Origin of the sequence: Acetobacter sp. AC2005 (assembly GCF_037901235.1) — a bacterium.
Classification (GTDB): Bacteria; Pseudomonadota; Alphaproteobacteria; order Acetobacterales; family Acetobacteraceae; genus Acetobacter; species Acetobacter oryzoeni.
Map to the genome: position 1 here is coordinate 2,274,463 of NZ_CP149625.1, position 12,211 is coordinate 2,286,673.

Annotated in this window: 9 protein-coding genes and 3 tRNA genes; 10 read left to right on the forward strand and 2 right to left on the reverse strand. The window is 53.0% G+C overall.

Annotation, left to right across the window (positions count from 1 at the left end; genetic code table 11):
* Both QQM41_RS10895 and QQM41_RS10900 read right to left on the reverse strand, forming a co-directional pair.
* Entirely contained in the window at positions 1-1,914 is a 1,914-nt protein-coding gene (locus tag QQM41_RS10895; protein ID WP_339077126.1) for a DEAD/DEAH box helicase, read from the reverse strand.
* Between the two features lie 178 nt (positions 1,915-2,092).
* Positions 2,093-2,548, reverse strand: coding sequence for a hypothetical protein (locus tag QQM41_RS10900; RefSeq protein WP_050820072.1), 456 nt, complete (start codon positions 2,546-2,548; stop codon positions 2,093-2,095).
* A 158-nt stretch (positions 2,549-2,706) separates the two neighbouring features.
* Here QQM41_RS10900 and QQM41_RS10905 point away from each other — a divergent pair, with 158 nt between their 5' ends.
* From QQM41_RS10905 to ndhC, 10 genes are all read left to right on the forward strand, one after another.
* Positions 2,707-4,182, forward strand: coding sequence for an NAD(P)H-hydrate dehydratase (locus tag QQM41_RS10905; protein ID WP_339077127.1), 1,476 nt, complete (start codon positions 2,707-2,709; stop codon positions 4,180-4,182).
* 40 nt (positions 4,183-4,222) lie between these two features.
* A tRNA-Leu gene (locus QQM41_RS10910) sits at positions 4,223-4,307 on the forward strand.
* Positions 4,308-4,396: 89 nt separating this feature from the next.
* A complete protein-coding gene (gene tig / locus QQM41_RS10915) occupies positions 4,397-5,731 on the forward strand; it encodes a trigger factor (protein ID WP_339077128.1) in 1,335 nt (444 codons plus the stop codon).
* Positions 5,732-5,905: 174 nt separating this feature from the next.
* Positions 5,906-6,568: an ATP-dependent Clp protease proteolytic subunit gene (locus QQM41_RS10920; RefSeq protein ID WP_014456951.1), complete on the forward strand. Its 663-nt coding sequence runs from the start codon at positions 5,906-5,908 to the stop codon at positions 6,566-6,568.
* A gap of 120 nt (positions 6,569-6,688) precedes the next feature.
* Positions 6,689-7,954 carry an ATP-dependent Clp protease ATP-binding subunit ClpX gene (clpX, locus tag QQM41_RS10925; protein WP_050820069.1) on the forward strand — a complete coding sequence of 422 codons (1,266 nt, stop codon included), beginning with the start codon at positions 6,689-6,691 and terminating at the stop codon, positions 7,952-7,954.
* A gap of 197 nt (positions 7,955-8,151) precedes the next feature.
* Positions 8,152-10,674 (forward strand): endopeptidase La, encoded by a 2,523-nt coding sequence (gene lon, locus QQM41_RS10930; protein WP_339077129.1) that lies wholly within the window; start codon positions 8,152-8,154, stop codon positions 10,672-10,674.
* A 145-nt stretch (positions 10,675-10,819) separates the two neighbouring features.
* Positions 10,820-11,107 (forward strand): HU family DNA-binding protein, encoded by a 288-nt coding sequence (locus QQM41_RS10935; RefSeq protein WP_003624117.1) that lies wholly within the window; start codon positions 10,820-10,822, stop codon positions 11,105-11,107.
* 86 nt (positions 11,108-11,193) lie between these two features.
* Positions 11,194-11,268: transfer RNA gene (locus tag QQM41_RS10940), tRNA-Val, on the forward strand.
* Positions 11,269-11,529: 261 nt separating this feature from the next.
* A tRNA-Val gene (locus tag QQM41_RS10945) sits at positions 11,530-11,604 on the forward strand.
* Positions 11,605-11,837: 233 nt separating this feature from the next.
* On the forward strand, positions 11,838-12,203 hold the full coding sequence (gene ndhC / locus QQM41_RS10950; RefSeq protein ID WP_003630526.1) for an NADH-quinone oxidoreductase subunit A: 366 nt from the start codon (positions 11,838-11,840) through the stop codon (positions 12,201-12,203).
* Positions 12,204-12,211: the final 8 nt, after the last annotated feature.

Sequence of the window (12,211 nt, forward strand, 5' to 3'; positions counted from 1 at the left end):
TCAGGACTGTGCATCTACAGCATGTTCAGCCGCAGCGTCTGTTCCCGGTGAGGCAGGTCTTACAGAACTCCGCCGAGGCAGCAGCATGAATGCTGGCACCATATCGCCAAAGCCTTGCACGTCACCACCGGGTGCGGGAGGAATTTCATCCCGCTGGTAACGCGTGTTGCGTGTGGGCTGACGTTCTGGGCGTGCTGCCTGCTGCTGGGGCTTGGTTTCAGGCTGCTGTTCACGCGCCACAGGCGCTGGGTTCTCGCGTTCCCGCTGAGGTGTGCGGGGTTTACGGCTGCGCCCTGCTGGTGGCCGTTTTTCATCAGACCATTCAAGCTGCTTCACACCATCCAGCGCCATGCGCGGAATTTCTTTGCCTGTCAGATTCTCAACGGCTTCTGCCAGCGCCTTATCATACGGCGTTGCAATGCTGTAGGCGTGGCCTTCACGCCCTGCGCGGCCAGTACGTCCGATTCGGTGCACGTAGTCTTCCGCATGGAAGGGCAGATCGAAATTGAAGACGTGGGAAAGGCCACCAATATCAATGCCGCGTGCGGCCACATCGGAGCACACAAGCACTTTTAGTTCATCATTCTTGAACTTTTCCAGTGTGGAAAAGCGGACGGATTGCGGCAGATCACCATGCAACGCAGCGGCAGAAAAGCCATGTTTCACTAGTGATTTGGTAAGAATATCCACATCGCGCTTACGATTGCAGAATACAATAGCATTCTGCAGCGCCGGATCTTTCAGCAACTGGCGGAGTGTTTCCCGCTTGCTGTATTCATCCACCACCACAATGCCGGTTGTAATGGTTGTGGCGACAGAAGATTGCCGGGCAACCGTAATTTGCTTGGGAGAATGCAGGAACGCGTCTGCCAGTTTACGGATGGTGGGTGCCATAGTGGCAGAAAACAGCAATGTCTGCCTGTTAGGTGGCAACAGCCCGACAATTTTTTCAATATCAGGAATGAAGCCCATATCCAGCATACGGTCGGCTTCATCAATCACCAGAATACTGGTGTGGTTCAGCAGCAAACCGCCACGTTCAAACAGATCAAGCAGGCGGCCGGGGGTGGCAATCAGCACATCCACACCACGGTTCAGCACTTCTTTCTGATCCGCCATGCTTTCCCCGCCAATCAGCAGAGCATGGTTGAGTTTGAGGTATTTGCCGTAATTCACAAAGTTTTCTGCAACCTGCAACGCCAGTTCACGCGTGGGTTCCAGAATAAGAGAACGCGGCATACGTGCCCGCGCCCGCGAATCGGACAAAATCTCCAGCATGGGCAGTGTAAAGGAAGCAGTTTTACCTGTTCCCGTTTGTGCAACGCCCATAACATCCCGCGCCATCAGAATGGCCGGAATGGCTTGTTCCTGAATAGGGGTGGGGTGCGTGTAGCCCATGTCCGAAATGGCACGCAAAATCGGCTCGGACAGTTCGAGGTCAGCAAATGTGACGGACTTGGTATCTTCTGTTGCTTCAACCGTAATTTCGGCTGTTTTTTCAACAGGTGCAGGCTCTGGTGCAGCCGTTTCTTCGGCTTTAGCCTTCGGGGCAGTCTGCTTTTCAGGAAGTGGCTCAGGCGCAACTTCAGGGGCTTGCGCAACAACTTCAACAGCAGAAGCTATGGCAGCTACGGGAGCAGGCGTTTCAGCTTCTGGCGTTGCTTCTGCTTCTTGCGGAGCTGCGGCTGGTTCTTCGGTTTTTTCCACCTTTTCAGCTTTAGGCTTCCGGCGTCTTACAACACGTTTTTTGGGGGCAGGCTTTGCTTCAGCTACAACCGCGTTTTCAGCAGGAGCTTCAGTTGCTGCGCCTGTATCTTCCGTAGCGTCTGCGGCGCTCACAGGGGCAGGGGTAGCCGTTTTTTTGCGGCTACGTGTTGTTGTCTTGCGGGGGGAGGCGGGCGTTTTAGCTGTCAATCTGCTCTCGGAACCGTAGGTCTGTCTGTTGTCAGCACTGGCTGTAGAGCCTGCCCGTATCGGGGTGCCTCAACAAAATGACTGAGGCACCGATTCACGTATCTACCCGGTCAGGCGTTAGTTCCGATAAAGCTGTTTTGGCCTGAAATCAAGTTTTTGCCAGAATGTGTTGCATTTCTTAGGCAAAAGGATGGCCAAGGCAGGCAGAAAGCACAGCCAGCACACCCAGAGCCACAATAAGCAGCACGCGGGAGCGAATGGAGTCGAACACAGAAGGCTGTGGGCGGATAGAGCGCCGGGCTTTCTGGTAAGGGCCTGTGTACATCATGACAAACAGCACAGCCATGATAATGCCCAAAAGCTGCATGAGGTTTGTTGTCCACGGGGCATTGGCAAATCCACCTTCATGAATAATCAGCAGCCAGCCGGTAATTAGCGCCGTGGGGATAACGTGCGTTAAAACCTTAAAAAAGCGGGCTAGTGTCTGCAGGTGCACGGAATTGCGTTGCGTTGCATCCAGCAGGCGCAGGCTGGGGCGCAAAATCATAACGGCATAAGCGCCACCACCGATCCACAGGATGATGCTGACAAGGTGGAGGGTGAGAACAAGGCTCCAGAGAATGGAATGAGGCATGCTGAACTCCGCTTGGCGTTAATGCAGGAAAAAGGCGCGGGGCGGGGAAGGGGTAATCGTCCAACGCTTGTCTGCTGCCTGATTGCCAAGGGGACGGACGCTGCGCAAGGGGCTATATTTGCACAGATCATCGTCTACTCTGTGTGCGGAGGCTCGATATGACAGCAATATATCCTTCACTTCTGAGCGTTTATTCTCCTGACGAAATGGGGAAAATTGACCATATTTCCGCGCAAACAGTGCCTGTTTCCGTATTGATGGAAAATGCTGGCCGCGCCGTGGCCCGCGCTATTCTTCGGTATGAAAAGCCAGCCCGTGTGCTGGTGCTGTGTGGCCCCGGTAATAACGGAGGAGATGGCTACGTAGTTGCACGGCATCTTTACGATGCAGGCTGGCCTGTGGCCGTGGCGGAAATGGTGGCGCCCAAGCCCGGTGGCCCGGCAGCAGAAGCCTCGGCCCGATTCCGTGGTGTTCGTGTACCGTTTTCTGCGCAGGAATCCGCGAGGGCAGATTTGGTGGTCGATGCCGTATTTGGCGCGGGGCTGAGCAGAGATGTTGCTGGTTTGCCTGTTGAAGTTTTGCAAGCCGCGCGGCGTATCGTTGCTGTTGATATGCCATCTGGCGTGGATGGCGCGACAGGCTTGGTGCGTGGATATGCTCCACATGCTGTCATGACGGTAATATTCTGCCGGTTTAAGCCAGGGCATTTGCTGTATCCTGGCAGGGAATATCTGGGGCGGTTGATTCTGGCGGATATCGGAATCCCGCAAACTGCGCTTGATCGGGTGCCGCCAACAACATGGCAGAATGAGCCCGGCTTGTGGCATTTGCCGATTCCCGGCCCTGAAAGTCATAAATATACGCGCGGCGTGGTGAGTATCTGTGCTGGCGAATCCATGCCGGGCGCAACGCGTTTGTGTGCGGGGGGCGCACGTGCTGCTGGTGCTGGTTTGGTGCGCGTGGCTGCTGGGGCAGGTGCCGCAGCTTATAAATTGGGTGCGCCCGGCCTTATTATAGATGGCGCGCCGTTGACGGCATTATTGGAAGATAAACGTCGCCGTGTGTGGGTTTGTGGGCCTGGCCTAACGGAAGCAGAAGTGCAGACCACACTGCCTGTATTGTTGGCAGCAGGAAAAGATATTCTGGCAGATGCTGGGGCTTTAAGTGCCTCTGCTGGTGCTCCTGAAAAACTTAAGGGTGTTGCGGTCATAACGCCGCATATTGGCGAGTTTACCCGCGTATTCGGGCCGATTGGCAGTAACCCGCCAGAGTATGTCCGGCAGGCGGCTCAGCAAATTAATGCTGTGGTTGTTCTGAAAGGGGCTTCGACCATGATTGCAGCGCCAGATGGACGACTTGCCATCAATAATCATGCAACCCCTGCATTAGGCACGGCGGGCTCTGGCGATACACTTTCTGGTGTTATTTCAGCTCTGCTGGCTGCTGGCATGCCTGCGTGGGAGGCTGCATGTGCAGGTGTATGGCTGCACGGGGAAGCTGGGCGGCAGGCCGGGCCGTGGCCTGTGGCCGAAGATTTGGACCTTCATCTGGGGGCAGCGCGAGAAAAAGCAGCTCATATGCAGAAACAGAGGGTGAACTCGCACATCGGCATCTTGCCGTCGGCGAATGTTTGAGTTAAGTCCACCCAACTCGTGACGGTGAGCACGTTAATGCGCGGGTGTGGTGGAATTGGTAGACACGCCAGATTTAGGTTCTGGTGACGCAAGTCGTGGGGGTTCAAGTCCCTCCACCCGTACCAATTATTTTACGATCATGCTCCCGTCCTGGTCCGCGACGGCCTTTGCGTAGCGGGTGTTTGAGTTTTGTACCGAAAGGAAGGCCTGACCGATGCAGGTTACCGAGACCCTTTCCGAAGGGCTGAAGCGTGGTTTTACCGTAACAGTTCCAGCGGCGGAAATTGCCAGCAAGCGTGATGCGCGGCTGAAGGAAGTTGCAGCAAACCTGAACCTGCCGGGCTTCCGTCCGGGTAAGGTGCCTGTTTCTCTGGCCAAGCAGCGTTACGGCGAAAGCGTGTGGGCAGAAGTTCTGGAACAGACGGTATCTGACGCTCTGCGTAACGTTTTTGATGAACGCGGTATTCGTCCTGTTGGTCAGCCTAATGTAGATCTGGTTTCCGGTCAGACCGATGATGGAAAAGATCTGGAATTCACGGTTGAAGCAGAAATTCTGCCAGAAATTGCTGTGCCGGATCTGTCTGACCTTGCGCTGACACGCCTGAAGGCAAATGTGAGCGATGAAGCCATCAACAAGGTGCTGGAAGATATCGCCAAGCGCGGTCGTACCTTTGAAGTGGTGGAAGAAGTTCGCCCCGTTGCTAAGGGTGATGTGGTTGCTATCGACTTCGTTGGTAAGCGCGACGGTGTGCCTTTCGAAGGCGGTTCCGCTGAAGATGTGAACGTTGAAATCGGCGGCGAAGGCTTTATTCCCGGATTTGCTGAGCAGATCGAAGGCATGAAGCCGGGTGAAGAAAAAGTTATTACGGTAACTTTCCCCGAAGATTACGGCGCAACCGAGCTGGCAGGCAAGGAAGCAACCTTCGATATCAAAGCCAAGCAGATCAAGAAGCCAGTTGATGCGCCGATTGATGATGAACTGGCCAAGAAGATGGGCTTTGAAAGCCTTGATCAGCTGAAAGATCTGATTCGCAAGCAGATCGAAGGCGAATATGATCAGCTTTCCCGCCTGCGCATCAAGCGCGAGCTGCTGGATGAACTGGCAAAGAAAACTGATTTCACTGCGCCAGAAGGCATGGTGGATGCAGAGTTCAACCAGATCTGGGCACGCGTTGAAGAAGACCGTAAGTCCGGTCAGCTTGATGATGAAGACAAGAACAAAGATGAAGAAACCCTGCGTGCTGATTACCGCAAAATTGCGGAACGTCGCGTAAAGCTGGGTCTGCTTCTGGCTGAAATTGGCCGTAAGAACAACATTACGGTAACGCCGGATGAACTGGGCCGTGCAGTGCGGGCGGAAGCCATGCGCTACCCTGGTCAGGAAAAGCAGGTGTTCGAATTCTTCCAGAAGAATCCGCAGGCTGCGGAATCTCTCCGGGGGCCGATCTTTGAAAACAAAGTTGTCGATTACCTGATTGAACTGGCCAAAGTGACCGATAAAGAGGTCACACCAGAGGAACTTTCAGATATTCCACCAGCGAATATCTAATAAGAAAAAGGCCGTGTCCCGCCAGTGTGAACCGGCGGGACATTCTTTTTGGGCATGTTTTTCTTTTCCGGGGTGGCATCTTTCCACTTTATCTCTATCTTGAACCAGAGTGCCTAAGCTTTCTTGTGTTCGCGCAGGAAGGCAGGAAAGGCTAATTCAGTTTTTTATACGGGAATGAGTGGTATGAGGGATCGTGATCCCGTTGAGATTTTCAGCAATGCGCTGGTGCCGATGGTGGTCGAACAGACCTCTCGCGGTGAGCGGGCGTTTGATATCTATTCCCGCCTGCTTCAAGAGCGGATCATCTTCCTGACTGGTCCCGTTTACGATCAGGTTGCATCCTTGATTTCCGCGCAGCTTCTGTATCTGGAAAGCGTGAATCCTAACAAGGAAATCTCCTTTTACATCAACAGCCCGGGTGGTGTGGTTTCTGCCGGTTTGGCAATTTATGATACCATGCAGTACATCCGCAGCCCCGTAAGCACGGTGTGCATCGGGCAGGCAGCCTCTATGGGGTCCTTGCTGTTGGCTGGGGGAGAAAAAGGGCGTCGTTTCGCGCTGCCTAATGCCCGCGTTATGGTGCATCAGCCTTCTGGCGGTGCGCAGGGGCAGGCAAGTGATATCGAAATTCAGGCGCGTGAAATTCTGATCATTCGTCAGAAGCTGAATGAAATCTACCGTGAACATACAGGTCGCACGTTGGAGGAAATTGAGCAGAAGTTGGAGCGTGATACCTACATGTCCGCTCAGGAAGCTCAGTCCTTCGGGATTGTGGATGAGGTGATCAGCCACCATAAGGCGACAGAAACAGGCAAGAAGGATAAAAGTCATCCTTAATCTGGCGTACAGTAATCTTCCTGTTACAATAGGGAAGACGCCTGCCGTAAGGCAGGCATACACGTTCTGGGACTCGGCTCTCGGTGCGATGGGGCCTGGGATGATCGAGGGAGTGGGCTGATGAATACGAAGTCCGGTGATTCCAAGAACACGCTTTACTGCTCGTTCTGTGGAAAGTCACAACATGAGGTTCGCAAGCTGATTGCCGGCCCCACGGTGTTCATTTGTGACGAATGTGTTGAACTCTGCATGGATATTATCCGTGAAGAGAATAAGACTTCCCTTGTTAAATCGCGCGAGGGTGTGCCTACACCGCGGGAAATCTGCAAGGTTCTGGATGATTATGTCATTGGGCAGGCTGAAGCCAAAAAGGTTTTGTCTGTGGCTGTGCATAACCATTACAAGCGCCTGACACAGGTTGCTAAAGCTGGTGATGTTGAGATTGCAAAATCCAACATTCTGCTTATTGGCCCCACTGGTTCAGGTAAAACCCTGCTGGCCCAGACACTGGCGCGTATTCTGGATGTGCCTTTTACAATGGCTGATGCCACAACCCTGACAGAAGCAGGGTATGTGGGGGAAGATGTTGAAAACATCATTCTCAAGCTGCTGCAGGCGTCTGATTACAATGTGGAACGCGCACAGCGTGGCATTGTCTATATTGATGAAATCGACAAGATTTCCAAAAAGTCAGACAATCCTTCCATCACGCGTGATGTTAGTGGTGAAGGTGTGCAGCAGGCGCTATTGAAACTGATGGAAGGCACTGTGGCATCTGTGCCTCCGCAGGGTGGGCGCAAGCATCCGCAGCAGGAGTTCCTGCAGGTAGATACCACCAACATGCTGTTTATCTGTGGTGGTGCCTTTGCCGGGCTGGACAAGATTATTTCTGCCCGCGGTAAGGGAACCAACATTGGCTTTGGTGCTGATGTGCGTGCTCCAGATGAACGCAAGACAGGCGAAATCCTGCACGATGTGGAACCGGAAGACTTGATGAAGTTTGGTCTGATTCCAGAATTCATCGGGCGTCTGCCAGTTATTGCAACGCTGGGTGATCTGGATGAAGCTGCACTTATCAAGATCCTGACAGAACCTAAAAATGCGTTGGTCAAGCAGTATCAGCGTTTGTTTCAGATGGAAAATGTGCAGCTGGACTTCACGGATGATGCACTTAAGGCCATTGCAGATCGCGCTATTGTGCGAAAGACAGGTGCACGCGGGCTACGCTCCATTCTGGAAAGTATCCTGATGTCCACCATGTTCGATCTGCCGGGCCTTGAAAATGTAGAGGAAGTGGTGGTTAACCGGGATGTTGCGGAAGGCAAGGCCAGTCCGGTCTATGTCTACGGGAAAAAGAAAGATATCCCGGCAGAACAATCTGCCTAAGTTGGGAAATGTTCACAAAACAGCGCTGGCGGCACATGCTCCAGCGCTGTTTTTGTCACTGTCCCATTGTGTAAAACGCTGTGAATAACGACATAAGGATAGACTAAGGAGCTTTCATCGCGTTGGCTCTTGCACGGAACAAGGCATGCCGCAGGCGGGTGCCGTGTCCGGATCGTCCTTGTCAGGAGGTCATCATCATGGCTGATAACGAAAAACCAGTGAAACGCAGACGCCGGACTGCAACAAAAACCAAACCGGAAGTGGTAGCAGAAGCCACGCCCAAAACCGCACCAGTTGCAGAAGCTGCGGCAGAGCCGGAAGCTCAGGAAGCTAAAGCTCCGCTTCATGTAGCTGTGTTGCCATTGCGCGATATTGTGGTGTTCCCGCACATGATTGTGCCCCTGTTTGTTGGGCGCGAAAAATCTGTAAAAGCGTTGGAAACGGTCACAAAAGATGACCGTCATATTCTGCTGGTCGCCCAAAAAGATGCGGCGCAGGATGATCCGTCCGCCGATGATATTTATCGGGTTGGCACGCTTTCAACTATTCTGCAGCTTCTAAAACTGCCCGACGGCACCGTGAAGGTGTTGGTGGAAGGGGTAAAGCGCGTACGCGTAAAAACCTTGCACGAGGTTGAAGGCCACTTCGAAGCCGATATTGAGGATATGCCAGAGCAGGCGGCTGAAGGGCCAGAAGCCGAGGCGCTTGGACGTTCTATCGTGTCTCAGTTTGAGCAGTATATGAAGCTCAACAAGAAGATTGCGTCTGAGGTGCTGGTATCTCTGAACCAGATTAGTGATCTGGCAAAGCTGGCGGATACCGTAACCAGCCACCTGAACCTCAAGATTGCGGAAAAGCAGGAAATTCTGGAGGCGCCAACAGTGATGGCGCAGCTGGAAAAGGTTTTTGCGCATATTGAGGCAGAAATTGATGTTCTTCAGGTCGAAAAGAAAATTCGCAACCGCGTTAAACGCCAGATGGAAAAAACGCAGCGCGAGTACTATCTGAACGAACAGCTCAAGGCGATTCAGAAGGAGCTAGGGGAAGGCGAAGACGGTAAGGATGAAACATCCGAACTGGAAGAACGCATCGCCAAAACCAAGCTCTCCAAGGAAGCACACGAAAAAGCTGTAGCGGAGCTGAAAAAGCTGCGCGGCATGAGCATGATGTCTGCCGAATCTACAGTGGTGCGGAATTATCTGGATTGGCTGCTGAGTATTCCGTGGAAAAAGCGGACCAAGGTCAAACATGATCTGACAGAAGCAGAAAAAATTCTGGATACAGATCACTACGGGCTGGAAAAAGTTAAAGAACGGATTTTGGAATACCTGGCTGTCCAAAGTCGGTCCCAGAAGCTCAAAGGTCCGATTCTGTGCCTGGTAGGTCCTCCGGGTGTTGGTAAAACGTCTCTGGCACGTTCCATCGCCAAGGCAACGGGACGGCATTATGTGCGTATGTCATTGGGTGGCGTGCGTGATGAAGCTGAAATCCGTGGTCATCGGCGCACATATATTGGCTCCATGCCCGGTAAGATCATTCAGGGGATGAAGAAGGCGAAAGTCTCGAATCCGCTGTTCCTGCTGGATGAAATTGACAAGCTGGGGGCTGATTGGCGCGGAGATCCGGCATCTGCACTGCTAGAAGTGTTGGATCCGGAGCAGAACAGCACATTTGCAGATCATTATCTGGAAGTGGATTACGATCTATCTGATGTCATGTTCGTAACAACGGCCAATAGCCTGAACATGCCGCAGCCTCTGCTGGATCGTATGGAGATCATTCGTCTGTCCGGTTACACGGAAGATGAAAAGGTGGAAATTGCCAAACGCCACCTTATTTCCAAGCAGACGCAGGCGCATAATCTCAAGCCGGGTGAATGGTCGATTACAGATGACGCTGTGCGGGATCTGATTCGCTATTACACGCGTGAGGCCGGTGTGCGTAATCTGGAACGTGAACTTGCAGGGCTTGCCCGTAAGGCCGTGAAGGAAATTGTTACCGGCAAGGCCAAGAAAGTTTCTGTTACCCCCAAGAATCTGGATAAATACGCAGGTGTGCGTCGCTTCAGCTACGGGGAAACCGAAGCAGAAGACATGGTTGGTGTTGTCACCGGTCTGGCCTGGACTGAGGTGGGCGGGGAAATCCTGACCATTGAAAGCGTTATGGTGCCGGGCAAGGGCGGTATTGTTGAAACCGGTAAGCTGGGCGACGTGATGAAGGAGAGCATCTCTGCTGCATTCTCCTTTGTTCGGAGTCGGGCTACCAGCTTTGGCATTGTGCCCACCTTGTTTGATAAGCGCAGCTTCCATGTGCACGTGCCTGAAGGTGCGACTCCCAAAGATGGACCTTCTGCCGGCGTGGCGATGGTCACATCCTTGGTAAGCGTGCTGACAGGTATTCCTATCCGTCGGGATGTGGCCATGACAGGTGAAATCACCTTGCGTGGGCGTGTGCTGGCTATTGGTGGCTTGAAAGAAAAGCTGCTTGCGGCCCTGCGTGCGGGCATTCGTACAGTGTTCATTCCCAAGGAAAATGAGAAGGACCTTACGGAAATCCCTGACAACGTGAAGAAGAAACTGGAAATCGTTCCTGTCTCTCATGTGGATGAAGTTCTGGCGCGTGCGCTAGTGCGTCAGCCTCAGCCAATTGAGTGGGAAGATGTGCCAGATCCACTGCCAGCAGCTGGTGGAGAATCCGCTCTTCCGGTGTTGCCACACTGAATAGAAGGGATAAGAGCCCACGAAGTTGCGTTTGCTTGGTTGACGTGGCGGAAAACGGCTTCATAGTGCGTTCAGGTAGCGGACAGGCGGACGAAATAGGCCGCCCGCCGTTCCGAACAGATATAAGAAATAGAAAGGCGTAAGGATGGAGAAGCCGCTCAACAAGCAGGAACTCGTTTCAGCAGTGGCTGAAGCTGTTGACCTGCCCAAGGCAAAAGCCGGTGAAGTGGTCGATGCCGTATTCGGTGCGATCGAAAAGGCCCTGTCCACAAAGCAGGAAGTACGTCTGGTTGGTTTTGGCACATTCGTGACCGCAACCCGCAAGGCAGCTAAAGGCCGCAACCCACGTACGGGTGAAGAAATCGATATCCCTGCTTCCACCTCTGTCCGCTTCAAGCCGGGCAAGGCGCTGAAGGATGCCGTCAGCGGTTAATTCCGTCAGAAAATTTTTTTCTGAAAAAGGCCGACAATCTCAAAAAAGGGGTTGTCGGCCTTTTCTGTTTATGGCACATACGGCGCGGGCAATTAGCTCAGCGGTAGAGCGTCTCGTTTACACCGAGATGGTCGGCGGTTCGATCCCGTCATTGCCCACCATTTTTCCCAAATGCTAACCCACACGCACAATGGACTTGGTTCCATTGCTGCCTGTGTGTGGTTTTTGCCAGAGCATTCTCTGGCCTTTCAATTTCTCCCTTAAAATTCGGCCTGTGCAAGAAGGTGCCCCATACCCAACGCGTTCGTGCATATCCGTGCGCAGGATGTTGGGGTTAGAGTTGCTGCATGAAATAAAAGCCATTGCGGTTTGAAGCATGTGAAGGGGTTGTCGGCCTTTTCTGTTTATGGCACATAGGGTGCGGGCAATTAGCTCAGCGGTAGAGCGTCTCGTTTACACCGAGATGGTCGGCGGTTCGATCCCGTCATTGCCCACCATTTTCCCCAAATGGTAACCCACACGCACAATGGACTTAGTTCCATTGCTGCCTGTGTGTGGTTTTTGCCAGAGCATTCTCTGGCCTTTCAATTTCTCCCTTAAAATTCGGCCTTCACAAGAAAGTGCCCCATACCCAACGCGTTCGTGCATATCCGTGCGCAGGATGTTGGGGCTAGGGTTGCTGCATGAAACAAAAGCCACTGCGGCTTGAAACATGTGCAGGAACCACACCATGCAGTCTGTTCTTGGTGATTATGCGCCAGTTCTCGTGTTTGGGGGCATGTCGGTTATTATTGCCGCCGCCATGCTGGGTATGGCGCTGCTAAGCGGCCACCAGAAACCGTATTCTGAAAAACTGACAGCTTATGAATGCGGTTTTGAAGCATTTGATGATGCACGCCGTCGGTTTGATGTGCGTTTCTATCTGGTTGCCATCCTGTTCATCATTTTCGATCTGGAAGTTGCATTCCTGTTTCCCTGGGCGATCAGCCTAGGGCGCATCGGGCTGTTTGGCTTTCTTTCCATGCTTGGGTTTCTGGCCGTGCTGGGCATTGGCTTTTTGTACGAATGGCGCAAGGGCGCGCTGGATTGGGATTGAGGTGAGGG